The organism is Fodinisporobacter ferrooxydans (genome assembly GCF_022818495.1).
GTDB lineage: Bacteria > Bacillota > Bacilli > Tumebacillales > MYW30-H2 > Fodinisporobacter > Fodinisporobacter ferrooxydans.
Genome location: NZ_CP089291.1, coordinates 2,812,939 through 2,839,437 on the forward strand (window position 1 = coordinate 2,812,939; position 26,499 = coordinate 2,839,437).

Here is a 26,499-nt window from a genome sequence, read left to right on the forward strand (position 1 = left end):
ATGACTGGGGGTGCACTCGTGGCTAAGCGAGATTATTATGAAGTGTTAGGTGTTGGAAAAGAAGCTTCTGCCGATGAGATTAAAAAAGCGTATCGAAAATTGGCGAAACAATATCATCCGGATTTGAATCAGAATAATCCACAAGCGGAAGAAAAGTTCAAAGAAGTGAATGAAGCATATGAGGTTCTTAGTGACCCGGACAAACGTGCCAACTATGATCGTTTTGGCCATGCAGACCCAAGTCAGGGTTTTGGCGGCGGCCAAGGGTTTAGCGGTGGATTCGGTGATTTTGGCGGCTTTGGCGATATTTTTGATATGTTTTTCGGCGGTGGCGGCGGTGGAGGTGGTTCCACTCGGAATCGGGGACCAGCGCGCGGCGCCGATCTGCAATATAGGATGACAATCGAGTTTAAAGAAGCGGCATTTGGTGTGGAAAAAGACATTGAGATACCAAAGGCGGAAACCTGCGGGACTTGTCATGGTTCCGGTTCCAAACCGGGAACACAACCGGAAACTTGTAAAGTATGCAAAGGCAGCGGCCAGCAGGAAACGGTCATGAATACGCCGCTTGGGCGCATGGTCAATCGGCGGGTATGTCCTGCTTGTCAGGGTGAAGGCAAGCGGATCACACATCCATGTTCCGATTGCCGCGGCAAAGGCGTAAAAGAAGTGCGGAGAAAAATCAATGTGAAAATCCCTGCCGGCGTAGACACCGGGAATCGGATTCGCGTCAATGGCGCAGGTGAGGCCGGGGCGAAAGGCGGACCGCCAGGGGATCTGTTTATTGTGATTCAGGTGCGTTCACATGATTTCTTCAGCCGCGAAGGTGAAGATGTATACTGTGAAGTTCCCCTAACCTTTGTACAAGCGGCTTTAGGTGATGAAATTGAAGTGCCTACCATTGATGGCAAAGTCAAACTCCGCATTCCTGAAGGCACACAGTCAGGCACCCAATTCCGGATCCGCGGCAAAGGCATTCCGCGTCTGGGCAATGGTGTGGCGCGGGGCGATCAGCATGTCAAAGTGTTTGTCGTGACGCCGACGAAGCTGTCGGAGAAACAAAAAGAGTTGCTGAGGGATTTAAGCCAGGAGTTGGGCGAAGAGACTCACGAACAATCGAAGACGTTTTTTGAGCGGGTCAAGAACGCATTTAAAGAAGTATTATAGGAGCCATAACACATGATGTATTATGAGTTGACATGTCTCGTCAGCCATGAAGCCAGTGAGGCGGTCGTGGAACTGCTGCATCGCTTTGGCGCTGCCGGCGTATCCATCGAAGATTCCAGCTGGGGTGTCGAACCATTGCCGGATCGGTATGGAGAATTATATGCAATGGAAGAATTGGATCTGCCGGCGGAAGGCGTACGAATCAAAGCATATATTGCGGCCGGCGATTATCACGATGCGTTGGCAACAGCGATTGCCGAGGAGATTCGGGCATTGCAATCTTACGGACTCGAACCTGGTGCGGCAACTGTAAGTGTGGCAAGTCTTGATGAAGAAGATTGGGCACATGGTTGGAAACAGTTTTACAAACCCGTACAAGTCAGCGAACGTTTGCTGATTGTTCCGAGTTGGGAAATGGAATCCATCTCTGTTCCTGAACATCTAGAAGTCATTCAGATCGAACCCGGCATGGCATTTGGCACGGGTACACACGCAACGACTGTCTTGTGTATGCGGTTGTTGGAGCAGGCTCTCCGTGGCGGAGAGAAGGTCATTGACGTGGGATGCGGTACGGCGATTCTATCGATTGCGGCAGCCAAGCTTGGAGCAAGCAGAGTGCTCGCATGTGATCTTGACTCCGTCGCAGTGGAAGTTGCGCAAGACAATGTCAAAAAAAACGCCGTGGATGATCGGATACATGTTCAACAAGGGAATCTGCTGCACGGCGTCACATGGCAGGCAGATGTCGTCGTGGCCAATATTCTGGCTGAAATTGTGCTGCAATTGACACAAGCTGCATATGATCATTTGCTTCCCGGCGGATGGTTTATTTCCTCGGGAATTATCGAGCAGTATGCGGATGATGTGGAAGCTCGCCTGCAGGCTGTCGGCTTTTCCGTTGTCGAGAAAAAAACGCAAGGGGATTGGGTTGCATTCCTTGCTCAAAAGTGAGGGTTCAATTTGCAAAGATATTTTGTTGAACGTTCGCAAGTCGATTTGGCAAACGGTCTGGTTAGAATCACGGGTGATGACGTCAAACACATCACCCGTGTTTTGCGTATGAAGCCGGGTGATACGGTGATTGTTTCAGACGGCTGCGGGACAAGCTGTACCGTTGCATTAAAGGAACTGCAAGAGTTTGAAGTGATCGGAGACATTCGCCACTCGCTGCAGAGCCGTGAGCCACAGGTAAAGATTACATTGGTCCAAGGGCTCCCGAAAGGTGATAAAATGGATCTGATTGTGCAAAAAGGCACAGAGATCGGCGTTTCCGAAATTATTCCGGTGGAAACCGCCAGAAGTATCGTGAAATACGATGAAAAGAAGCAAACGAAAGCTGTGGAACGGTGGCGCAAAATTGCCAAAGAAGCGGCAGAGCAAGCACACCGGGATGCAATACCGGCGGTTCAGCGGCCGCAACCGTTGCGGCAATGGATGAACAAGTTGTCTCAATATGATCTTGTGCTTGTTCCTTATGAAGGAGAAATTGTGCAGACAATGCAGCAGATATTGCGAACGGCCGGTCCGATTCACAGGATTTGCATTGCGATCGGTCCGGAAGGCGGATGGGATGACGGGGAAATCGCGGAATTTTTGGCGCTGCATGCACAGCCGGTAACATTGGGTCCAAGAATTTTACGAACCGAAACGGCAGGGCTTGTAGCAGCAGCTGTGATACTATATGAATACGGAGAGATGGGAGGAGTGTAACATGCGCACAGTTGCCTTTCACACATTGGGATGTAAAGTCAATTTTTACGATACGGAAGCGATTTGGCAATTGTTCAAAAAGGATGGGTATGAACAGGCTCCCTTTGATCAAAGGGCAGATGTATATGTGATCAATACTTGTACAGTGACACATGTAGGCGACAAAAAATCACGGCAAATGATTCGTCGGGCGATTCGCCAAAATCCGGAAGCGACCGTTGTGGTCACCGGATGTTACGCACAGATCGCTCCGGATGAAGTCATGGGCATACCGGGCGTCGATCTTGTCATCGGCACACAGCATCGTGAGCAAATGATGGATTTGGTGCACAAGGTGCAAACGGAGCGCAAGCCATATAATTTTGTCGGAAACATCATGCAGCAGCGGAATTTTGAAGAATTGGACGTGCCGTATTTTATGGATCGCACCCGGGCATCGCTCAAGATCCAGGAAGGCTGCAACAATTTTTGCACCTTCTGCATTATTCCATACTCCCGCGGATTTTTGCGCAGCCGCAAACCGGAAAATGTGATCCGCCAGGCAAAGCGGCTGGTGGAAGCAGGTTATTATGAAATTGTCCTGACAGGCATTCATACGGGCGGCTACGGGGCCGATCTTCCCGATTATTCATTGGCGAAATTATTGGCGGATTTGGAAAACGTAGAAGGTTTGCACCGCATCCGCATCAGTTCCATCGAAGCAAGCGAAATTGACGATGAAGCGATTGAAGTTTTGGCCAAATCGAAAAAAATCTGCCGCCATTTGCACATTCCGCTGCAAGCCGGGGACAATCAAGTATTAAAGAAAATGAACCGCCGCTATACAACAGAGCAATTTGCGGAAAAAATTCAAAAGCTGCGGCAAGCATTGCCGGATCTGGCGATTACGAGCGATGTCATCGTCGGTTTCCCCGGCGAGTCGGATGAAGGGTTTGAAGCGACGTATCGATTTATCAGCGAACAGAACTTTGCCCAACTTCACGTGTTTCCGTATTCCAAACGCAGAGGCACGCCGGCGGCAAAATTTCAAAATCAAGTGCCGGAAGATGTGAAAGAACATCGTGTGCAGCGCCTGATCGAACTGTCTGAGCAGTTGATGAACGAATATGCGGCAAGTTTCTTGGGAAAAACGTTAGAAGTCATTCCGGAAGAATTTTATGACGAGGAAAAAACCCTCGTCGTTGGTCATGCGGATAATTATGTAAAAGTGATTTTTCCCGGCGGCAAAGAAGTTTTGGGACAAATTTGTGAAGTGAAATTGGATCGTGTGGAAAAGGAATTGGCTTTCGGTCAAATGGTGCGGCAAGTAACATTCGCGAAAACGGAAGAAGATGTCAGTCTGGAAGATCAGCCGTTATTCGATCAGCATCCGGTTCAATTTGAAGCCATTTAAGCGTGGAAGCGTCCACGCTTTTTTTATATCCGACGTTTATGATACACTAAAGAAATATATCTCATTTAGGATCTCTGATAGGGGAGAAGGATATGAGGAAAGAATATTCTGCGGGTGGAATTGTTTTTCAAAAAATAAACGGTTCCTATGATATTTTATTTATTCGGGACCGTTATGGCAAATTAAGTTTGCCCAAGGGACATGTAGAACCCGGTGAGACGACAAAAGAAGCGGCATTGCGGGAAGTCCGGGAAGAAACGGGCATGATCGGACAAATTGTCAGCGATGTGGTCGGCAGTGTGACATATGTATTTGATCACCCTGGATTTGGACAGATTGAAAAACAAGTCACGTTTTATCTGATTGAAGCAGTGGGAGGGGATTTGCAGCCGCAATTGTCGGAGATTCGCCAAGCGCTTTGGCTTCCTTTGGAAGATGCCTACGAACTGCAATTAGCAGAAGGATATAATAATAATACGGATGTACTTCGGCAAGCGATCGAGATGTTAAAGAGAGAGTTGGGATGAGACGGCTGCCTACACAGACTGCCGAGCCGGAAGCAGCCACTCGATGAAGCTGGCGAATGGTCTGGCAATGGGCCATGCCAGCAAGGATGAAATGATGTTGAATAGGGTGTGGGCCATGGCCACCTGCATGGCTGGAGACGATGTGATCGCTTGATTGAGCCAAGTAAAAGGCTGCAGAAACGGCAGGAAGATGGCAACGCCGGCGACATTCAGCAGCACATGCGCCAGCGCCACTTGCCGCGCCTGAATGGGATTGCCGATGGCGGCAAGGACTGCCGTAACGCATGTGCCGATGTTGTTGCCAAGCACGATGGCGATCGCCCCTGGCAAAGCGACGAGATGTTGGGAAGAAAGCGCGATCGTAAGGGCTGTGGTAGCGCTGCTGGACTGAACAAGTGCGGTCAAAAAAGCGCCTGCCAATACGCCCAATAGCGGATTTGCCGCAGATGTCTGCAAAAGGCCGCGAAACCAACCGGATTGTGCCAACGGCTGCAGGGAAGCCGTCATGAATGCGAGACTTGTAAAAATCATCCCAAAGCCGAATAATGCCTGACCGATGTGGCGAAGCGGACGTTTGCAGCAAATCATGACCAAAAACCCTATGCCCAATATAGGTATGGCCATTCGATCCAACTGCAGCGCAATCATTTGGGCGGTAATTGTCGAACCGATATTTGTTCCCAGGATAACGCCGATACTGTCTGCAAATGTGATTGTACCGATGCTGACAAAACCGATCGTTATGACAGTTACCGCACCGCTGCTTTGCAAGAGCAAAGTGATGAAAATTCCGGTAAAAAGGCCGCGTGTAGGAGTTTTTACGAAACGCTGGATCCAGATGGGCAGCTTGTCGGCCGCCAATTCTTCCAAACCGGAACGCATCCAATGCATGCCGAGAATCAATCCGTACATACCGATTGCAAGTTTGATTACAGCATAGATCATCGGAGTCACATGCCCCTTTCCAAGGTTGTCCTTTGCTATGTATATGTGAATGGCAGCCTGTACATGTTTGCTTGCCGAAGTGTCTGACAGCGGATTTTTTCGAATGGCAACGTACGCCGATTGCAATGCGCGTGAAATCAATTGTAACAGCTGAATATTGAGTCATGTTTGAGGTGAATTTTGTGATTCAAATGTATTTGCGCAGAGACAGACGAAAACGTCTCGAACATGCGCATCCCTGGATTTTTAAAAATGAAATCGAACGGGTGGATGGCTCTCCGCAACATGGTGACATCGTCTCCGTGTTCAATCATCAGGGCCATTTTTTGGCCAAAGGTTTCTGGAATGGGCAATCAAAAATTGCTGTACGGATTTTGACATACAATCCGAATCAGGACATCGATCAAGCGTTTTTTACAGCGAGAATCCGTGAAGCCTGGCAGCTTCGTCGACAATTTTTGAAAAAAACTGCAGCCTGCCGCGTAATTTACGGAGAAGCTGATTTTTTGCCCGGTCTGATTGTCGACCGCTACGGAGAGTATGTCAGTCTGCAAATCGTATCATACGGTATGGAGCGCCATAAAGAGCAAATCATTCAGGCCCTTGTTTCCGTGCTGCAGCCGAAAGGAATCATGGAGCGCAATGATATATCCCTGCGCCGATTGGAAGGCTTGGAAGAACAGAAAGGCGTCGTTTACGGGGAGATACCGGAAGTTGTCGAGATCGAAGAGAACGATGTGCGCATGTACGTGGATCTGCTGAACGGGCAGAAAACGGGGTATTTCTTCGATCAACGGGAGAATCGGGCAGCGATCGCGCCATTGTGCCAGACATTCCAAGCGGATGGCAGCAAACGCGGCGCAGATGTTCTCGAATGCTTTTGTCATACCGGTTCCTTTACGGTGCATGCCGCTGCATACGGGGCCAGGCATATTACAGCGCTGGATATTTCCGAGCATGCCATCGATACGGCCATTCGAAATGTACAATTGAATGGGTTGGAAGATCGGGCGGATTTTGAATTTGTCGTCGGCAATGCATTTGATGAGCTGCGAAAATTTGAACAGGAAAAAAGGGACTTCGATGTCGTGATTTTGGATCCTCCGGCCTTTGCCAAATCGCGCCAAGCGGTTGAAGGAGCATTGCGCGGCTATAAGGAAATCAATTTGCGCGGCATGAAATTGGTGCGGGAGGGCGGTTTTTTGGTGACCGCTTCTTGCTCCTATCACGTGCGGCCGGATATGTGGTTACAGGTGATTGAAGACGCGGCCGCCGATGGGAAAAAACTCTTGCGTCTGATTGAATATAGAAGCGCAGGGAAAGATCATCCGGTGATTCTTGGCATGGAAGAAAACGACTATCTAAAGTTTGCCGTTTTTCAAGTAAAAAGCCGTGCTTAGTTGACAGTGTGAACTTTACTATACTATAATGGCATCTGATGGATTAATGAGGATTTCTTCCTTTGTCTTATAGTTTTAACGTTGGAGGGAGGGAAATTCGATGTCTGAAGTTCGGATTCGTAAAAATGAATCCTTGGATAGTGCATTGCGTAGATTTAAGCGGGCAACGGCCAAAGATGGAATTTTAGCTGAAATCAAAAAGCGTAAGCACTATGAAAAACCAAGTGTAGCACGCAAGAAAAAATCAGAAGCTGCTCGTAAGAAAAAGAAATTCTAAAGGGGGTCGGCTCCGTGAGTCTAACCGGTCGCTTAGCAGAAGATATGAAACAAGCGATGAAAGCCAAAGATAAAGTTCGCTTATCGGTTATTCGCATGGTAAGAACTGCTGTCAAAAATGCTGAGATCGATCAGAAGCAGGAGCTGTCCGACGATGAAGTTCTGGCCGTCATCAGCAAAGAGTTGAAACAGCGGCGTGATTCCCTCCAAGCATTTGAAAGTGCAGGAAGACAAGACCTTGTCGAAGAAGCGAAAGCTGAAATTGAAATTTTGGTTGAATACCTCCCCACACAATTATCGGAAGAAGAAGTAAAATCCATCGTGCAAGAAGTGATCCGTGAAGTTGGAGCTGCTTCCAAGGCTGACACGGGCAAAGTAATGTCCGTTTTAATGCCAAAAGTCCGTGGACGAGCTGACGGGAAGCTTGTAAACCAAATCGTACAACAACTCCTGTAAACGTTTTGCAGGTTACCCGGATTGGGAATTTGAATAGATAACCGAGAAACACCTTGCATAGAAATATGCGGGGTGTTTTTTGTATTCTTCTTTTTTGAAAGAAGGTCCTTTGAAAGCAGGTCTATGGGTGATATAGAGTGCATATGTTTCAAAGAGAGGGAAAGGCGGTGTAGAGGATTGTGGTCGATTGGCAAACGAGTAAAAAAATTGGCGACAGATTTTTTGGATTTACCCAAAGATGCACTTCTCGATGTTCCGCGGGTAACACTGATCGGCGGACTTCAGGCATATGTGGAAAATTTTCATTCGGTTATGGAATTTTCGGACAAACAATTACGGCTGCAGTTGACAAAAGGCCAGTTGATTATCAAAGGCTCTACCCTGGAAATCAAACGGATTGTAGACGATCAAGTGATGATTGAAGGCCAAATCGACGCAATTCAATATGTACAGTAGCAGGTGATGATATGCACGGGCAATGGATTCTGGATATCTGGAAAGGATATCTGATTGTAACGCTGTATGGCGGTGATATTCCGAATCTTCTAAATCAAGCGCGATTGGAACAAATTGCGCTGTGGAATATCCGGCATGGGCGAAATGGCTCTGTTCAATTTTATACATATTTGGATGATTTTTGGCGGCTGCGTCCTGTCATTCGCGCCAATCGCTGCAAACTTCGGATTGGCAAACGGACCGGCATTCCCTTTTGGATTCGCAAGGGACTGCGAAGAAAGGCATTTGTTGCAGGATTTCTGGTATTCCTCCTCATGTTATATACCATGACGTCCTTTGTATGGTCCATCGACATCGAAGGTACAAAAACGATTTCCCCGGAAAGCGTACAAGCTGCTTTGCGAAATCTGGGGATTTATCGCGGAGCATTCAAATATAAAATCGGCGATCTTGATACATTGCAGTCAAAGCTCCTGGATGTCATGCCGCAGCTTTCCTGGGCGGGCATTCAAGTGCATGGGACAAACATCACAGTACAAGTGGTCGAGAAAATTCCCCAACATCAGCCGGAACCGACCGGCCCGCAAAATGTGATTGCAAAGAAAAGCGGCACAATTACACAAATCCTTGTGCACAGGGGTAAATCAGTCGTTCAGAAGGGACAAACTGTCTACAAAGGGGAATTGTTGATTACAGGCGATATCGGCGCCAATCAGCCGGTTGCTGCAAGCGGAACGGTCAAAGCACAAGTATGGTATACAAGCAAAGTAGAAATCCCGCTGCAAGTCACACATAAAACCTTTACCGGAGAAAAAGTAAAAAAAGATTTCCTCATGTTCAATCGTTTGCCCATTCAAGTTTGGGGGTATGGTCAATTGCCTTTTGCCCATTATGAAGAAGTGTCAAAAGACTCCAATTGGCAAATTGGCAGTTTCAAGCTGCCGGTCCAATTTCGGGAAACCGATTATTATCAGGTTCAAACATCATCCGCCACGCTCTCCTTGCCGCAAGCAAAGGAAGAAGGAATGAAATTGATCCAAAAAGATGTGCATACACAAATGGATGCAAATGGAACGATCATGAAGCAGGATGTTTTACAGGAGAAGCTTGAGCATGGTAAGCTATATATGGAGATCTTAACAGAAGCTGAAGAAGATATTGGCCAGACCTCGGCCTATACTCCGCCGAATTCACCGGAGTCCGGCGATACTCAGTGAGGAGATGTGCTTTTTTGGATACAAAAACACAAAAAATCCACTTGCAAGACAATCAAGAAGCCATTTCTTTATTTGGCACGCATGATGCCAATCTGAAAAAAGTAGAGGAAGCGTATCAGGCGCAAATCGTCACACGCGGCACGGAATTGATGATTACAGGGCTGCCGGCGGAAGTCGACCAGATTGAACAACTATTCTCCGCTTTGTTGCGCTTGATCAGACAAAACGTAAAATTGAACGTCCGGGATATTTCCTATGCCATCGAGCTGTCCAAATCAGGGAATCTGGAAGAACTTATCGAGTTATTTACAGAAGAGATCGGAGTTACGTTTAAAGGCAAGCCGATTCGTGTAAAAACACTTGGGCAGCGCAGATATATTAACCAGATCCGCAAACATGACATCGTGTTTGGGATCGGTCCGGCAGGTACGGGAAAAACGTATCTGGCAGTCGTAATGGCGGTACAGGCGTTGAAAAAAGGTCTTGTGAAGCGAATCATTCTGACTCGGCCGGCTGTGGAAGCAGGTGAGAATCTCGGGTTTTTGCCGGGAGATTTGCAGGAGAAAGTGGATCCTTATTTGCGTCCGTTATACGATGGTCTGTACGATGTATTCGGTGCGGAAAACGTAGCCAAGTCCCTGGAGCGGGGAGCGATTGAAATCGCGCCATTGGCGTATATGCGCGGCCGCACATTGGATGATTCCTTCGTGATTTTGGATGAAGCGCAGAATACCACACATGAACAAATGAAAATGTTTTTAACGAGACTCGGATTTGGATCCAAAATGGTCATCACCGGCGATATTACACAAGTGGATTTGCCAAAAGGCAAACGTTCCGGTCTTCATGAAGCAGTGCGGATTTTAAAAGATGTCAAAGGAATTTCCTTTGTCCAATTGCATGAGTCTGACGTTGTCAGGCATCAGCTTGTACAGCGCATCATCGCTGCATACCAGGTGGAGGAAGAAGCATGAGTCGATTCCTGCACGGCTTGCATGACAAATTATCCAATTCGGGGTTTCGCAAAAATTCCAGAATCAAATGGGGAATCTATGCCGTTCTGGCGATTCTCCTGTACTTTATCATGATTGGTGCTGTCTTGCCCCAGCGATTTGATTTTCATGTAGGAGATATCAGCCCGGTCGATATTCGGGCGCCTTTTGATGCGGTTGATACACTCGCTACGCAGAAGGCCAGGCAAGCGGTCGCCAATAAAATACCGGAACAAACGACGATCGATACGACGATCGAGGATGATGCCGTCAATCAAATCGACAAATTGTTCAACACGTTGAATCAAGTCATCACGGCTAAAAGCCTGTCAAACGACCAGCGTCTTGCAAAGTTGAAGCAGGTAGCGCCGCCGCGCCTGTCGCAGGCCGACTTGCAGCAATATCTATCGTTAACGGCGGAAGAAGCGATGGTCGTACATAATGAATCGATTCGCATATCGGAAGCGATTTTGAGCAAAAAATTGACGGAAGAGGACATGCAAAATCCCAGTTCCATTGTCGATAACCAATTGGTATATATCGATGCCGCCAAGCAATTGCGGATGATGATCCGCAATCTGGTTTTGTCTGTGCTAAAACCGAATGTCTTGTATTTGCCGGATCAGACCAAGCAGTTGCGGGATCAGGCGATGCAAAACGTACCGGAACAATGGATCAATAAGGGAGACCTCATTGTGCACCGCGGACAAATGATCGATCAGGAAAAGCTTTCGAAGCTGCGGGATTTGAAATTATTATCCCAACAACCCAATTACAATTTGTATTTCGGGCTTGCCGGCGCGATCCTGCTGGTAACGGCGATCCTCGCCATCTATAGTGAAGTGACGCGTACGGCCACTTCCGAAGATAATCATTTGCTTTTGCTTCATGCACTTTTGATCTTGATCACGACGGCATTTGTCCGGATTGTCAGCCTGGGGCAAGATTTTGGCTTGCCTTCTACCAGCAATTACCTCGTCCCGGTAGCGATGGGGGGGATCTTGGTAGCTGTCTTGCTCGATACCAAACTTGCAATTTTTTCTTCGTTTATATTTTCCTTATATACGGCGATCCTTTTTAATTATCGTTTTGAATTGTTTTTTTATAGCTGGATTAGTTGTTTGACGGGCATTTATGCGGTGGCCAACGTAAAGCAGCGGTATGTATTTATTCGAGCTGCTTTTATTGTGGCGGGGTCGAATATTCTGTCGATTGCGGCCATGCAATTATTGCTGTTCAATACGGACAACGGTTGGCGTACATTTGGATTGGAGACGTTGTTTGGCGTCATCGGAGGGTTGTTTGCCGGAATTTTGGCAACCGGTTTTTCGCCGTTTTTGGAAAGTTCGTTTGGTTTATTGACGCCGATCAGTTTGTTGGAATTGTCCAATCCCAATCATCCCTTGTTGAAACAACTGCTGATGGAAGCTCCGGGGACGTATCATCATAGCTTGATTGTCGGCAATTTGGCGGAAGCGGCTGCAGAAGCGATCGGTGCCAATGCGCTGCTCTGCCGGGTCGGGGCATATTATCACGATGTCGGCAAAATGAAGCGTCCGATGTTTTTTGTGGAAAATCAAATGGCAAAAGAAAACCCGCACGATAAAATCGCGCCAAGTTTAAGTCATTTGATTATCACATCACATGTCCGGGATGGTGTGGAAATGCAGGAGCAGCACCATTTGCCGAAAGCGATTCGCGATTTTGCCGCACAGCATCATGGGACTACCGTACTGTGGTATTTCTATAACAAAGCACTTGAACAAGACAAAAGCGGTACAGTAACACTTGACGATTTCCGCTATGAAGGCCCGAAACCGCAAACGCGGGAAATTGCCATCGTCATGTTGTGTGATGCGGTGGAAGCGGCTGTGCGGGCGATGGGCAGACCGACTCCGCAACGGGTGGAAGCAACGATTCATAAAATCATCAAAGACCGGTTGTCGGACGGTCAGCTGGATGAGTGTGATTTGAATTTTAAAGATCTGGATAAAATTGCCGATGCTTTCAAGCGCACATTGAACGGAATTTATCATGCACGTATTGAATATCCAGACCCTGCAAAAACTCAGAAAATGACAGGGAATAGGCAGTGACAGGAGTGAGTGGATTGAGTTCCAAGTATATTGAAGTAGAAGTCATTTCCGAGATGAACAGGCATATATCCGTATCCGTCGATGTTCAGGCGTTTTTGGACAAGGTATTGCAAGCGGCTGCCGATTATGAAGATATCGAAGGGTATCAGGTAGCCGTGTCGCTTGTGGACGATGCGAGAATTCACGAATTAAATCGGGAATACAGAGGTGTCGATCGGCCGACGGATGTACTTTCCTTTGCCTTGCAGGAACAAGGCGAGGATGAACCGGAATTCGATTACGGGTTGCCGGAACATGCAAACGAATGGGACTCTCTTGGCGACATCGTGATTTCGATCGAGACAATGGAGCGGCAAGCAGCAGAATATGGCCACTCTGTCGAACGTGAGTTGGCATTTTTGGCTGTTCACGGATTTTTGCATTTAATCGGATATGATCATGAGACGGAAGAAGAGGAAAAAGATATGTTCCGCAGACAGGAGGATATTCTAAAAACGGTTGGTTTAACCCGAGATTAGAGGGAGTACACATGATCCATTGGAAACGGTTGATACGCAGTTTTGGTTACGCCTTTGCCGGACTCGCATATGCTTTAGCCACACAGCAGAATATGAGAATCCACTTTGTCATAGCGACAATCGCCATATTGGCTACCATTGTGTTGGACGTATCGAAATATGGCATGATTGCCGTTTTTTTTTCGATCGTCCTCGTAATCTGTATGGAACTTGTCAATACTGCAATTGAAAAGACGATTGACTATGCGGATAAAGGAGTCCATCCGTTTGCCAAAATTGCAAAGGATACGGCGGCGGCAGCCGTTTTATTAGCTGCACTGAACGCGATCATTACCGGCTATCTGGTGTTTTCCGACTGTGTGTTTCCTTTTCGTATCCGCCATCTGTCCGAAATCAAGGCACAACCGTTGCCATTCATGTTGGCTGTTCTGGGATTCATGATTGTAGTTATCACCGTTTTAGGTGCCTTGCAATATCGGAAATCCATGCGTAAATGAATGTTGGGGGGCCGCATTGATGACGAATGAACGTATGCAAAAGTTGGCTCAGGCAGCTTTGAACGCTCGCGCACATGCGTATGTTCCGTATAGCCATTTTCCCGTAGGGGCAGCACTGGCTTTAAAATCCGGTGAAATTGTGACAGGTTGCAATATTGAAAATGCCTCCTTTGGATTGACGAATTGTGCAGAACGGACGGCCATCTTTAAAGCCATATCGGAAGGAAAATCGGAAATCGAAGGAATTGTCGTGGTGGCAGACACCAGCGAGCCCGTTTCTCCTTGTGGAGCCTGTCGCCAGGTGATGGTGGAGTTTTGCCCCAAAGATACGCAAGTCCGGATGATGAATCTGCGCGGAGATCTGCTTGACACAACCGTTGGCGAACTCTTGCCGGGCGCTTTTACAAAGGAGGATATGGATATACGTGAAGATACAAGAGAATCGGTTTAAGTCCGGGTTTATAGCGATTGTCGGCAGGCCGAACGTAGGCAAATCCACATTATTAAATACAATTGTGGGGCAAAAGATTGCCATCATGTCGGACAAGCCGCAAACGACCCGAAATCGAATTATGGGAATTTTAACAAATCAACAGATGCAGGGGATTTTTCTCGATACGCCCGGTATTCATAAACCCCACAGCAAGCTTGGCAACTATATGGTCAAAATCGCTGAAAATACCTTGGGAGAAGTCGATCTGGTCGTATTCATTACGGATGTTTCGGAAGGGTACGGCGGCGGCGATGAATACATTATCGAGATGCTCAAACGGGTTCGAACGAAAGTGATTCTGGTTTTGAATAAAACGGATCTCGCACCGCCGGAAAAAGTATTGGCGGCCATCGATTTTTATAAAGATCTCTATCCATTTGCGGAAATTATTCCTGCATCGGCATTAAAAGGTCAAAATATCGATCGCTTTTTGCAGATCATCGGTGAATATTTGCCGGAAGGCCCCATGTATTACCCGGGTGACCAAGTGACAGACCATCCGGAGCGATTTATCGCGGCAGAATTGATCCGGGAAAAAGTGCTGCATTTGACGAGAGAGGAAATTCCCCATTCTGTTGCTGTCGTTGTCGAGCAGATGGAATCCCGGGAAGAGAAGAGCATGGTATACATCCATGCCTTAATTTACACGGAGAGAGACTCGCAAAAAGCGATTTTGATCGGAAAACAGGGAGAACTGTTAAAAAAAATCGGTCAATTGGCGCGTCGCGACATTGAACGCTTGTTGGGATCAAAAGTGTATCTGGAATTATGGATCAAAGTGAAAAAAGATTGGCGCAACCAGGAGCGTTTGTTGCGCAACTTCGGTTTTACAGAGCATCAGGATTAGAATAGGATGCAGAAAAATACTTCCAGTATATGTCCATAAATTCTGTGGCATTCTATATTTACAATTTCATATCACCTCAAATTCTGTAACATGCTTTGCAGAGAGGATGGTTGCTGTGCGGGATTTTTCTTGGAACGTCTTTGCGAAAACGGGCGAAATCAATGCTTATCTTTTGTATAAAGATTTAGAACTGCTGAGCCCTGTCCAGCAGATGTACGAAGGCGAAACGGAAGATCAGGAAAGCTCTCCATCCGATTGATACGGCTTTTTCAAATTTTTAACGGAAAAACAGGTGCAAAGGATAGTGTAAGATTTCGCAATACAACCACTAGGCATTCAGGGATACGTGTCTGCTCCCGTATCAACAATGAATGCCTGCTTTTTGTACTATCTGTGCTGGGGGAACAGGCATGGCATTGGAAACGGTTGAAGGCATAGTAATCCGTGGGATCGATTATGGAGAAACACATAAGATTTTAACAATCTATACATACAAGTATGGGAAATTTTCCTGTATGATTCGGGGTGTTAAAAAGCCGCAAAGTCGTCTTGCTGCATTGAGTCATTTGTTTACACGTGCCAATTTCTTGATTGCGTTAGGCAGGCAAGGAATGGGGAGAATCGAGCAGGGGGAAGTTTTGCAAAGTTATCGCAACATACGGGAGGATTTGGTTTCTACTGCATATGCCACGTATATTGTCGAATTGCTGAACAGGTGCGTGGAAGAACGAGAGCCATCCGAAAGTATATATCGGTTTCTGCAAGGAAGTTTGCAACAGCTGGCAGACGGACAGGATGCGGAAATTATCTGCAGAATTTTCGAAATGAAAGCACTGCAGCTGCTCGGTGTACGTCCGATTTTAGACGTATGTGTCAATTGCCGACAAGCGGTTCATCCTTTTCAGCATTTTCATTTTGCAGAGGGCGGTGTGATCTGTCCGGTGTGCGCCGGATTTACCAAACATGTACGATCCATTCACAAAGAGACGTGGAAACTGTTGATAGTCTTTCAAACGATTCCGATTGATCGGCTGCGAACGGTTGCCATTCGGAGCGAGATTAAGCAGGAGTTGCGTTTTATTTTGTGGTATTTTCTTGATCATTTTGCTGGAGTTACACTGAAATCAAGACATTTTCTTGAACAAATCGAACGGCTGTTATAGTATGCAGCTGTTTTGTTTTTTTTTTCGAATCATATTTTACTAGAAAATCAGCTGTAAATATGTTATATACTAATTAGCGGAAATTATTTATATAGTATGTCACAATCAATAGTGGGGTGGATGAATATCGAACTATCTGCACGCCAACAAAAGATTATTGATATTGTTCGCATGAATGGCCCCATCACAGGGGAGCAAATAGCGGAACAACTGCATCTGACTCGTGCCACATTGCGTCCCGATTTGTCGATTTTGACGATGGCCGGTTTTTTGGAAGCACGCCCGCGCGTTGGTTACTACTATGCAGGCAAGAAAACGGAGCAAATTTTTGGCGATGAAATCCGCAAATATCTTGTCAAAGACTACAAGTCTGTTCCCGTCGTGATTGAAGAGCAGACTTCCGTTTATGATGCCATTGTCACCATGTTCTTGGAAGATGTGGGTTCGTTGTTTGTCGTAAAAGGAGAAGGAACGTTAGTGGGGATTGTCTCAAGAAAAGATTTATTAAAAGTAGCAATTGGCCAGCGGGAATCAAAAGATGTACCGGTTACACTCGCTATGACAAGAATGCCCAATTTGATTTATGTGGAGTTGGAAGACAGCTTGTATCAGGCGGCGAAGAAATTAATTGATTTTCAAATCGATACTTTGCCGGTTGTGAAAGTTTTAAGGGATTCCAAAGAATTGAAAGTTGTTGGAAGAATCACCAAGACCACGATTACGAAAGTATTTGTGGAATTAGGAACCAACCGGGAAATTTAAGGAGGGAACGCATGTTAGAACAACAAATTGTGTACGTGGTATCCGATTCCATCGGAGAGACTGCCGAGTTTGTCGTACGGGCGGCAGCAAGTCAATTTGATAGCGGACATTATGAAATACGGCGGGTTTCTTACGTCGATGATGAGGATTCCATTAAAGAAGTTGTCCTGGCGGCAAAAGAAGTAGGCGGATTTATTGCGTTTACCTTGATTTTGCCATCTCTCCGCAATGCGATGATGGATTACGCGGCAGCAGCGGGAGTTCACGTTGTTGACATTATGGGACCGATGATTGACGCATTTCGGACCGTATACAAACAAGAGCCAAAGTTGCGCCCGGGATTGGTTCATCAATTAGACGAAGATTATTTTCGACGGGTGGAAGCCGTGGAGTTTGCAGTCAAGTACGACGATGGACGGGATTCACGAGGATTGTTGCGGGCAGATGTCGTATTGATCGGGGTGTCTCGCACATCCAAAACTCCGTTAAGCATGTATCTGGCACATCGGCGGATAAAAGTTGCCAACGTTCCGTTAGTCCCGGAAAGTTCCCCGCCTGACGAACTGTTTCAGTTGCCGGTCAAGCATATTATCGGTCTTACGATCAATCCGGATGAATTGAATTTGATTCGCCAGGAACGTTTAAAATCCCTTGGATTGACTCCGCAGGCAAGTTACGCCAAATATGAGAGAATTCTTTTTGAATTGGAATTTGCGGATAAAATCATGAAGCGATTAGGATGTCCGGTTATCAATGTCAGCAATAAGGCGGTTGAGGAAACGGCAAGTATCATTCTCGATTTGATGAAACGGGGAGGACATACCATATGATTCGCAATGTATTGCTATTTTCCGAAGGTTCGCGGGAGATGCGAGATGTATTAGGGGGGAAAGGCGCCAATTTGGCAGACATGACAAATCACGGATTGCCGGTGCCGCCGGGATTTACGATTACTACTGCCAGTTGTAACCGGTATTACGAAGAAGGCCAGCGATTGCAAAAAGCGCTGATCGATGAAGTGGAACAGGCGATGCAGCAATTGGAGTCGATGACGGGAAAGGTGTTTGGCGGCAAAGAGAATCCTTTGTTGGTCTCGGTTCGCTCCGGAGCTGCAATCTCTATGCCGGGCATGATGGATACCATTTTAAATCTCGGTTTAAATGATGAGACGGTTCAAGGTTTAATTGACCAATCCAAGGATAAGCGATTTGCTCTCGATTGCTATCGCAGATTTATCCAAATGTTCGGAAATGTGGTTTTGGGAATCGAACATCATGTATTTGAAATACGTTTGCAAGCGTTGAAAGAACAAGCAGACTTGACGGATGATACACAAGTAACAGCAGAACAATGGGAACAACTGGTCAGCGAGTATAAAAAGCTGATCAAAAAACATACGAAAGAAGATTTCCCGCAGGATGTAAAAACACAGCTTCTGCAAGCGATTGAAGCGGTGTTTCGCTCATGGAACAACCAACGGGCGAAAATCTATCGGAAAATTAATAATATCCCTGATTCCATAGGAACTGCGGTCAATGTGCAAATGATGGTATTTGGCAACCTTGGAGACGATTGCGGTACAGGTGTTGCATTTACCCGCAACCCTTCTACAGGCGAAAAGAAAATTTTCGGCGAATTTCTCGTGAATGCACAAGGTGAAGACGTAGTGGCGGGAATCCGCACACCTCGTCCGATTGCCGAGTTGGCGCAAACGATGCCTGCGATCTACGAACAATTCGTGCAGTTGTGCAATCTATTGGAACATACGTACAAAGACATGCAAGACATCGAGTTTACAGTTGAACGCGGCAAACTGTATATTTTGCAAACACGCAATGGGAAACGCACATCGCAAGCTTCCTTGAAAATTTTGGTTGATCTTGTGGATGAAGGTGTAATCGATACAAAAGAGGCGTTGCGGCGAGTGGATGCGGAGCAGTTGGGACAAAGTCTGCACAGAAGAATCGATCCTGACGCCAAAGTGGAAGTTGCAGCAACAGGATTGCCGGCATCGCCCGGTTCCGGCAGCGGAAGTATTGTCTTCACTGCAGATCATGCGGAAGAACAGATGAAAAAAGGTCTCCGAACCATACTCGTACGTCCGGAAACCACTCCGGAAGACATTCATGGGATACTCGCAGCTGAAGCCATCTTGACCGCCCGGGGCGGCATGACCAGCCATGCTGCCGTTGTTGCGCGCGGAATGGGAAAACCTTGTGTATGCGGATGTGAACAACTGAGTTTTGATCCGGAGAACAACTGCCTTTGGATTGGCGAACAAGCGTTGAAAGAAGGCGACTGGATTACAGTAGACGGCAGTACGGGACGAGTGATTCTTGGCGCCGTACCGATGATCGATCCAGAGTTGACAGAGGAGATGAAAAAAATACTGGAGTGGGCGGATCAATACCGCAAGCTGCTCGTCATGAGCAACGCAGATAATCCTGTCGATGCCAGACGTTCCGTCGAGTACGGAGCACAGGGTGTGGGATTGTGCAGAACAGAACATATGTTTATGGACCCGGAACGCATTCCGGTGGTGCAAAACATGATTCTTGCAGACAGTTTTGCAGATCGAAAGCAAGCGTTGGATCAGTTGTTGCCCATGCAGGAAGAAGATTTTTATGGGATTCTTTTGGCCATGGATGGGCTGCCTGTGACCATTCGCCTGCTTGATCCGCCATTGCACGAATTTTTGCCGCGGATCGATGAAACGACAAGCGGGTCCATGGATGAGGCAATTGTTCGCAAAGTGAAGGCGCTTCATGAATCCAACCCGATGCTGGGGCATCGCGGATGTCGCCTGGGGATTACGTATCCGGAAATTTACGAAATGCAAGTAAACGCCATTTGCCGGGCAACGAAGCGTTTGATTGCCGGAGGGATGAATCCGATTCCCGAGATCATGATACCGCTGATCGGGCATGTCAATGAGTTGCGGATTTTGCGGGAAATGGTAGAGCGTGTGATCCAAAAGGAAGGTTTGGCAGATCGAAATATACCGATCGGTACGATGATCGAATTGCCGCGGGCAGCCGTTACGGCAGATCAAATCGCGCAACATGCAGACTTTTTCTCTTTTGGTACCAATGATTTGACACAGACGACATTTGCGTTCAGCCGCGACGACGCAGAAGGAAAATTTTTGCAGGTCTATGTGGATCAAGAGATCTTGCCTGCGAATCCTTTTATGACATTGGATGTAGATGGTGTCGGTCAATTGATTCGAATGGGAGTGGAAAAAGGCAAGAAAACAAATGCACAACTAAAAACCGGAATTTGCGGAGAGCATGGCGGAGATCCGAAATCGATCGCATTTTGCCATGAAGTTGGCCTCAAGTATGTAAGCTGCTCGCCGTTCCGATTGCCGATTGCCCGCGTAGCTGCTGCACAAGTGGCGATTGCCAAAGAAGCCGGGTGTTGAATAAAATCGAATGCAAATAAAAAATCGAGTGAAAATCGAGTGAAAATCGAGTGAAATAAATGTTTTTGCCCTCTTTGGAATTATCAAGCTCCAAGGGGGGTATTTTATACGATCATATAGAGGATGTTCAAAAAGTAGTCAAAACTCCTTGTGTCTTACTTAACCACTTTTTGAACACGCACATATAGTATAAATTTTAAAGGCGGATAGTATATGTTCAACTAAAGCTTTGCCGAAAAGAGTGGCAAAGCCTTAGTTTCCTTTATTACAAAAATTTACTATACATGTTTTTCAGTAAATGTCAAGATGAAAGTGGAATATTTCAAGAAATTCCAGCCGATACTAGGGACGAACCAAACGATGTATCGGTGTCAAGAGCAGCGGCGATTCTGTCGAACGATGTCAAAAAAAGTGTTATTTTTCATTATAAAGAGAAGGAAAACATCACTTTTTGTAGAATAATTAAAAAATTGATATTGACACGATAGAAAAGACGGTTGCTTTCTCAAACTTCTTTTACATGAGAAGGAAATTTCCTGAAATCGCCGAATACAGTATAGTAAACCTTTCTATCGGCATTTTGTTGACTGCCGTACAGTTGCAAGGTGGTTAGGGAATGAGCGTACGAATTCCGCAGGAGATTCTCGACCAAATTCGCGAGCAATTGGACATCGTGGATGTAATATCCGAGTATGTTCAATTAAAACGAGTAGGTCGGTCGTTTATGGGACTTTGTCCTTTTCATCCTGAGAAAAGCCCATCGTTTTCCGTTTCACAAGAGAAACAATTTTATCATTGTTTTGGATGTGGAGCAGGCGGTAATGTTTTTTCATTTTTGATGCAAATTGAGCATATTTCATTTGTGGAGTCTGTAAAATTGCTTTCGAAGCGCACACAAGTCGCGTTTGACTTTGATGATCGCCAATTAGAAGCAGACGAGACCTATCGCCGACGAAAGCGAATGATGGAAGCACATGATTTGGCATCAAAGTTCTATAATTACATTTTAATGAATACGGAAGTAGGAGTGCAAGCATTACATTATCTGGAGCGCCGAGGACTTCGAAAAAGTACAATTGAAGAATTTCAACTGGGATATGCACCTGATTCCTGGGATACTCTTGGACGTTTCTTGCACAAGCGAGGCTTTGACGCTGCATTATTGCTGGAATGTGGCTTGCTCACGGAGAGCGGACAGTATCCGGGTAAAGTATTTGACCGATTTCGTGACCGAATTCTGTTTCCTGTTCATGACGGACAGGGCAATTGTATTGCGTTCGGTGGGAGAATCATGGCGAAGGGAGAGCCCAAGTATTTAAATTCGCCGGAAACAGCGCTTTTTCACAAAGGTCGAATTCTTTACAATCTTCATCGGGCAAGACAGGCAATCCGCAAATCAGGAGCTGCACTGCTTTGTGAAGGCTATCTCGATGTGATTTCAGCATATCAAGCTGGCGTTCCATATGCTGTTGCCGCTTTAGGAACCGCATTGACACCGGATCAAGCCAGTATATTAAAGCGTAATGCACAGTATGTGGTGATGGCGTATGACGGCGACCAAGCAGGCGTCAACGCTGCCAAAAAAAATGCAATCGTATTGGATCAGGCAGGCGTTGAAGCGAAAGTTGCCGTAATGCCTCAGGGTCTGGATCCGGATGATGTGGTAAAAACGTATGGTTCGGAATATTTTCAAAGCCTGATAACGCGAGAAGCCATTTCATCAGCCGACTACATGCTGCAGATCATGCGCAAAGACTATGCGCTTTCAACGAATGAAGGGAAATCCAAATATCTGCAAGCGGCAATGGCCTATTTGGCGTCCGTAACGAACCCGATTGAACAAGAGATCCATTTGCGGAATCTGGAATCCGAGTTTAAAGTTTCAATGGATGTGTTAAAAACAGAATTGCAAGCACAGGCCATGAGCGCAAGACAATCGGATCGTCACGAGAAACGGAACGTTTCAGCAGCATCTGACAGGCAGAGGCGTATGGAACGGTTTTTTCTGCAAAAAACGCTGCCTGCTCATGTGATTGCCGAACAATATCTGCTTACTCATATGTTAATCGATATTGGGGTCATAACACAAGTTCAAGATATTGGTTTCGTTGAATTTTCTGTGGATGAACACAATGTACTGTTTGCACAACTCATCCGTTACATGAGCGAACAACCTGATACATATATAAATGTAGCGGGCTTTCTTGAATTCTTGCAAGAGGAACGTCTGATTTCTTACGTTACGTTTTTGCTTGCCCGATCCGATCAATTGGATATGCGTCCGGGATTGATTGAAGAATATGTTCGGAGGATACAGTTGCATCAGTCGGAATTGGTATTGCGCAAGTTTGAGGCGGAATTAATCGCCAGCGGTAACCGAGGAGATTTTGCACAGATGCGGGAAGTGCAAGGGAAAATCCAGCAGGTACGTGAACAAATTCAGGAGTTAAAAGCTGCTGGGAAATTAGAACGATGACGCTGCTCCGCAGAAAGGAGGGGGTCGGGATGGTGATGGTGAACATGCATAAGAATGAAGAAGAGAATAAAGTAACAATTGAACAAGTAAAACAGCAACTCATGGAAGTGGGGAGAAAACGTGGAGTTCTCACCTACAACGAAATTATCGACCGTTTGTCTCCTTTTGATCAAGATAGTGATCAGATCGATGACTTTTTTGATCAATTGTCCGAAACAGGTATTGAAGTATTGAATGAATCGGAAGATGACGAGGAACTCGACCTCGACGAAGATGCCACAGAACGGGATTTGGAAGAAGTACAGGACGAGGATTTCAGTTTCGATGATCTGTCTGTACCTCCGGGAATCAAAATTAACGATCCGGTTCGCATGTATCTGAAAGAAATCGGGAGAGTGCCGCTCTTATCGGCAGATGAAGAGATCGATTTTGCCAAACGGATCGAAAAAGGCGATGAAGAAGCGAAACGCCGGCTTGCCGAAGCGAATTTGCGCCTTGTGGTAAGTATTGCCAAGCGGTATGTAGGCCGTGGCATGTTATTTCTTGATTTGATTCAAGAAGGAAATATGGGATTGATCAAGGCAGTTGAAAAATTCGACTACCGTAAAGGGTATAAATTCAGCACGTACGCGACATGGTGGATTCGGCAGGCGATCACGAGAGCCATTGCTGACCAGGCAAGAACCATCCGGATTCCTGTACACATGGTTGAGACAATCAACAAATTGATTCGTATTTCTCGACAGTTGCTGCAAGAACTTGGCCGTGAACCAACGGCGGAAGAGATTGCACAAGAGATGGACATGAGTCCGGAGAAGGTACGGGAGATTCAAAAAATTGCGCAAGAACCGGTATCGCTGGAAACGCCGATCGGTGAAGAAGATGATTCGCATCTTGGTGACTTTATTGAAGACCAAGAGGCATTGGCGCCTGCAGATGCAGCAGCATATGAGTTGTTGAAAGAGCAATTGGAAGACGTTTTGGATACACTGACAGAGCGGGAAGAAAATGTCTTGCGATTGCGTTTTGGACTTGATGATGGACGTACACGGACATTGGAGGAAGTTGGGAAAGTGTTCGGAGTCACTCGGGAGCGGATCCGGCAAATTGAAGCAAAAGCTCTCCGGAAACTTCGCCACCCAAGCCGCAGCAAGCGATTGAAAGATTTTCTCGAATAGTGCCTTGAATAGGATTTGAACATCCTCTATTTGAATAGAGAATATTTGAAAAGAAAATGTGTGCATATCCAATGGAGTCTCATTAAAACTCCATTGGATATTTTTAATTTTCATGGATATATAAAAGCACAAATACAAAGTGCATATATAACGTACTCGATTCCATTGAGTGCTTTTTTTGCCGGATTCTTGTATGATGTTTCTATACAATGATGTTCCTATACAATACTTCCGAGTCAGAACGGATGTTTACAATGATAAGTTGGAGGGTTGTCAGTGCAACCTCATGAACGAAAAATTATTATGCGGGAAATCGAAAAATGGCGGGAGAGCCGCCTGCTGCCCAAAGAATATTGTGATTTTTTGCTGAATTTATACCTGGAAGGAGAACAAACAGCTGCTCAAGTTTCTGTTTCTTCTCACGGTATGGTTCGTCAACATACAAAACCATCAACCGCTTTTCGGAAAACGATTTGGTACGCCGTGTTTGCCTTGGTATTGACAGGACCCATGATTGGCATTATTCTATTTCAAAATTTTTCTTTTGAAACCAAACTCATCATCATGGGAGTCATGATCGGCATTTTAACAATTTTGACGGTTGTTTTACAAAAGCCGCTTTTGCGGATGTTTTCACTTGTTGCAATGGCGTTGTTGTTTGTTGCGGAGGCATATTTGACAGACCGCATGTTTTCCTGGCCTTTACATAGTATGAATGGCACCCTTATCTTTTTGATCGCCTTTTGTTTTTGGGTCATCATCGGTACCGCCGGCCGTTCCAAATGGATTAGCGGTCTTGGGCTGTTGATGTGCGTCTTGTTTGTCGATTGGCTGCTTCTGCAACGAAATGTTTTTACAGTCTCCTATTTTCAACAACATTTGTTTGCTGTCGGATTTGCCATGCTTTTGTCCGTCTGCGCAAGCGCAATGATTCGCCATCAAGTCAAAACGTCCGTTGTATGGATTTTTGCAGCTGTTTTCGCCTTGTTTCTTCCGGATATCAACCAGTGGTTCGGCGGACAACCACTCAGCTTCGCCTCTGAAGGGCTGCTGTTTCTCAAAGTTTTGCTACTGACAAGCATGGGAATCGTATGGAGAGGCCATTTATATCGTTGGTGGAATTTGTAATGCTTTCCGTGTATAGTATATGTATAAATGAATTGTAAACGCTTACTCTATCCGTTTACCTACCAAACGTTCGTTAATAAGCAAGAGATTGAAAGGGGGATATTTTCGACATGAATTTTGAACTGACAAAAGAGCAAAAAATGATTCGCGACCTGGCTCGTGATTATGCGACTGCAGAGATTGAACCGAAAGCAGAAGAAGTGGATAAAACGGCGCGATTCCCGATCGAGACATTTCACAAACTGGGGGAATTGGGCTTGATGGGACTGCCAATCCCTGAAGATTATGGCGGCGGTGGAGCGGATACGATCAGTTATGCGCTGGCTGTTGAGGAAATCGGGCGCGCTTGTGGCAGTACCGGGTTAAGTTATGCGGCACATATTTCACTCGGTTGTTCTCCATTGTATTATTTTGGAACAGAACGGCAAAAGCGGGAATATCTGATCCCATTGGCGCAGGGGACCGCTTTGGGATCTTTCGGTTTGACGGAGCCAAACGCAGGCTCCGATGCCGGCGGTACGCAGACAAGAGCCATTCTCGATGGCGAAGAATGGGTCATTAACGGCTCCAAATGTTTTATTACAAATGCGGGATATGCCCGATCTGTTGTCATCACGGCTGTCACCGGTACAAAACAGGGAACGCGATCCATCAGCGCTTTTATCGTGCCCGCATCGAGCAAAGGATTTTCTGTCGGCTCTACCTATGACAAATTGGGGATGCGCGGTTCCAATACGGTCGAGCTGATTCTCGAAGATGTGAGGGTCCCGTACGACCATTTGCTGGGGAAAGAGAATGAAGGATTCAAACAGTTTCTCGTAACATTGGATGGCGGACGAATCAGCATCGGTGCCTTGTCTGTGGGAATTGCCCGGGCCGCTTATGAAAAGGCGTTGGCCTATGCAAAAACGCGCATGCAATTCGGCCAGAGCATTTCGAAATTTCAGGCCATTCAGTTTAAATTGGCAGATATGGCCATGTACATTGAATTGGCGAGAAATCAGGTGCTAAAAGCTGCCTGGCTGAAAGATCAGCACAGACCATTCACGAAAGAGGCGGCAATGGCAAAATTATTTGCCTCGGAAATCTGCATGCGGACATGCGATCAAGCGGTACAGATTCTCGGCGGGTATGGATATATGAGGGACTATCATGTGGAGCGATTCTTTCGCGATGCCAAGCTGGTTGAGATTGGCGAAGGGACATCGGAAGTACAGAGACTTGTGATCGCAAGGCAAATCGGTTGCGAGTAGAGATTCGAGTAGTGATTCGAGTAGAGATTCGAGTAGTGATTCGAGTAGAGGTTGCATGGAGAAATTGCGGGCGTATCCCTAGAACCATTTATAACCATTTGGATTTATTTAGAATCATCTGGATG

The 26,499-nt window shown here is 46.3% G+C and carries 26 protein-coding genes; 25 read left to right on the plus strand and 1 reads right to left on the minus strand.

Translation table 11 applies throughout. From position 1 onward, the window contains the following. Positions 1-18 precede the first annotated feature (18 nt). The 5 genes from dnaJ to LSG31_RS13390 all read left to right on the plus strand — a co-directional run bounded on the left by dnaJ (position 19) and on the right by LSG31_RS13390 (position 4,797). Positions 19-1,167 (plus strand): molecular chaperone DnaJ, encoded by a 1,149-nt coding sequence (gene dnaJ, locus LSG31_RS13370; protein ID WP_347435595.1) that lies wholly within the window; start codon positions 19-21, stop codon positions 1,165-1,167. A 12-nt stretch (positions 1,168-1,179) separates the two neighbouring features. Next, entirely contained in the window at positions 1,180-2,118 is a 939-nt protein-coding gene (gene prmA, locus LSG31_RS13375; RefSeq protein WP_347435596.1) for a 50S ribosomal protein L11 methyltransferase, read from the plus strand. 9 nt (positions 2,119-2,127) lie between these two features. After that, complete coding sequence (locus tag LSG31_RS13380) at positions 2,128-2,877, plus strand: 16S rRNA (uracil(1498)-N(3))-methyltransferase (protein ID WP_347435597.1); 750 nt, start codon at positions 2,128-2,130, stop codon at positions 2,875-2,877. Position 2,878: 1 nt separating this feature from the next. Beyond that, entirely contained in the window at positions 2,879-4,270 is a 1,392-nt protein-coding gene (gene mtaB / locus LSG31_RS13385) for a tRNA (N(6)-L-threonylcarbamoyladenosine(37)-C(2))-methylthiotransferase MtaB (protein WP_347435598.1), read from the plus strand. Between the two features lie 92 nt (positions 4,271-4,362). Next, complete coding sequence (locus LSG31_RS13390; protein ID WP_347435599.1) at positions 4,363-4,797, plus strand: NUDIX hydrolase; 435 nt, start codon at positions 4,363-4,365, stop codon at positions 4,795-4,797. Between the two features lie 9 nt (positions 4,798-4,806). On the opposite strand, the gene LSG31_RS13395 is transcribed toward LSG31_RS13390, so the two are convergent. Further along, positions 4,807-5,883 (minus strand): Na/Pi cotransporter family protein, encoded by a 1,077-nt coding sequence (locus LSG31_RS13395; protein ID WP_347435600.1) that lies wholly within the window; start codon positions 5,881-5,883, stop codon positions 4,807-4,809. A 41-nt stretch (positions 5,884-5,924) separates the two neighbouring features. Between LSG31_RS13395 and LSG31_RS13400 the strand changes: the two genes are divergently transcribed. From LSG31_RS13400 to LSG31_RS13495, 20 genes are all read left to right on the plus strand, one after another. After that, positions 5,925-7,142, plus strand: a complete 1,218-nt coding sequence (locus LSG31_RS13400) for a class I SAM-dependent rRNA methyltransferase (protein ID WP_347435601.1) — start codon at positions 5,925-5,927, stop codon at positions 7,140-7,142. A gap of 100 nt (positions 7,143-7,242) precedes the next feature. Then, positions 7,243-7,419, plus strand: coding sequence for a 30S ribosomal protein S21 (rpsU, locus tag LSG31_RS13405; RefSeq protein WP_347435602.1), 177 nt, complete (start codon positions 7,243-7,245; stop codon positions 7,417-7,419). A gap of 14 nt (positions 7,420-7,433) precedes the next feature. Next, on the plus strand, positions 7,434-7,874 hold the full coding sequence (locus LSG31_RS13410; protein WP_347435603.1) for a GatB/YqeY domain-containing protein: 441 nt from the start codon (positions 7,434-7,436) through the stop codon (positions 7,872-7,874). 177 nt (positions 7,875-8,051) lie between these two features. Then, entirely contained in the window at positions 8,052-8,330 is a 279-nt protein-coding gene (yqfC, locus tag LSG31_RS13415) for a sporulation protein YqfC (RefSeq protein ID WP_347435604.1), read from the plus strand. A gap of 11 nt (positions 8,331-8,341) precedes the next feature. Further along, entirely contained in the window at positions 8,342-9,547 is a 1,206-nt protein-coding gene (gene yqfD / locus LSG31_RS13420; protein ID WP_347435605.1) for a sporulation protein YqfD, read from the plus strand. 14 nt (positions 9,548-9,561) lie between these two features. Further along, the gene (locus LSG31_RS13425) at positions 9,562-10,521 is read left to right on the plus strand and encodes a PhoH family protein (RefSeq protein ID WP_347435606.1); all 960 of its coding nucleotides are present in this window, start codon (positions 9,562-9,564) and stop codon (positions 10,519-10,521) included. Next, positions 10,518-12,635 (plus strand): HD family phosphohydrolase, encoded by a 2,118-nt coding sequence (locus LSG31_RS13430; protein ID WP_347435607.1) that lies wholly within the window; start codon positions 10,518-10,520, stop codon positions 12,633-12,635. The genes LSG31_RS13425 and LSG31_RS13430 overlap by 4 nt, the downstream gene beginning before the upstream one ends. A 53-nt stretch (positions 12,636-12,688) precedes the next feature. After that, positions 12,689-13,153, plus strand: a complete 465-nt coding sequence (gene ybeY / locus LSG31_RS13435) for an rRNA maturation RNase YbeY (RefSeq protein WP_347439513.1) — start codon at positions 12,689-12,691, stop codon at positions 13,151-13,153. Between the two features lie 11 nt (positions 13,154-13,164). Continuing rightward, positions 13,165-13,650: a diacylglycerol kinase family protein gene (locus LSG31_RS13440; RefSeq protein ID WP_347435608.1), complete on the plus strand. Its 486-nt coding sequence runs from the start codon at positions 13,165-13,167 to the stop codon at positions 13,648-13,650. 34 nt (positions 13,651-13,684) lie between these two features. Continuing rightward, positions 13,685-14,101, plus strand: coding sequence for a cytidine deaminase (locus tag LSG31_RS13445; protein WP_430734279.1), 417 nt, complete (start codon positions 13,685-13,687; stop codon positions 14,099-14,101). Beyond that, positions 14,082-14,990, plus strand: coding sequence for a GTPase Era (gene era / locus LSG31_RS13450; RefSeq protein WP_347439514.1), 909 nt, complete (start codon positions 14,082-14,084; stop codon positions 14,988-14,990). The genes LSG31_RS13445 and era overlap by 20 nt, the downstream gene beginning before the upstream one ends. A 115-nt stretch (positions 14,991-15,105) precedes the next feature. Continuing rightward, a complete protein-coding gene (locus LSG31_RS13455; protein ID WP_347435610.1) occupies positions 15,106-15,249 on the plus strand; it encodes a YqzL family protein in 144 nt (47 codons plus the stop codon). A 151-nt stretch (positions 15,250-15,400) separates the two neighbouring features. After that, a complete protein-coding gene (recO, locus tag LSG31_RS13460) occupies positions 15,401-16,153 on the plus strand; it encodes a DNA repair protein RecO (protein ID WP_347435611.1) in 753 nt (250 codons plus the stop codon). A gap of 120 nt (positions 16,154-16,273) precedes the next feature. After that, positions 16,274-16,915 (plus strand): transcriptional regulator CcpN, encoded by a 642-nt coding sequence (gene ccpN / locus LSG31_RS13465; RefSeq protein WP_347435612.1) that lies wholly within the window; start codon positions 16,274-16,276, stop codon positions 16,913-16,915. An 11-nt stretch (positions 16,916-16,926) separates the two neighbouring features. Continuing rightward, on the plus strand, positions 16,927-17,745 hold the full coding sequence (locus tag LSG31_RS13470; protein WP_347435613.1) for a pyruvate, water dikinase regulatory protein: 819 nt from the start codon (positions 16,927-16,929) through the stop codon (positions 17,743-17,745). Beyond that, a complete protein-coding gene (gene ppdK / locus LSG31_RS13475; protein WP_347435614.1) occupies positions 17,742-20,339 on the plus strand; it encodes a pyruvate, phosphate dikinase in 2,598 nt (865 codons plus the stop codon). Before LSG31_RS13470 ends, ppdK begins: the two co-directional genes overlap by 4 nt. A 616-nt stretch (positions 20,340-20,955) precedes the next feature. Beyond that, complete coding sequence (gene dnaG / locus LSG31_RS13480; RefSeq protein ID WP_347435615.1) at positions 20,956-22,815, plus strand: DNA primase; 1,860 nt, start codon at positions 20,956-20,958, stop codon at positions 22,813-22,815. A 35-nt stretch (positions 22,816-22,850) separates the two neighbouring features. Next, positions 22,851-23,993 (plus strand): RNA polymerase sigma factor RpoD, encoded by a 1,143-nt coding sequence (rpoD, locus tag LSG31_RS13485; protein ID WP_347439515.1) that lies wholly within the window; start codon positions 22,851-22,853, stop codon positions 23,991-23,993. A gap of 276 nt (positions 23,994-24,269) precedes the next feature. Continuing rightward, positions 24,270-25,121: a hypothetical protein gene (locus LSG31_RS13490; RefSeq protein ID WP_347435616.1), complete on the plus strand. Its 852-nt coding sequence runs from the start codon at positions 24,270-24,272 to the stop codon at positions 25,119-25,121. Between the two features lie 110 nt (positions 25,122-25,231). Further along, a complete protein-coding gene (locus LSG31_RS13495) occupies positions 25,232-26,374 on the plus strand; it encodes an acyl-CoA dehydrogenase family protein (RefSeq protein WP_347435617.1) in 1,143 nt (380 codons plus the stop codon). The last annotated feature ends 125 nt before the right edge of the window (positions 26,375-26,499 follow it).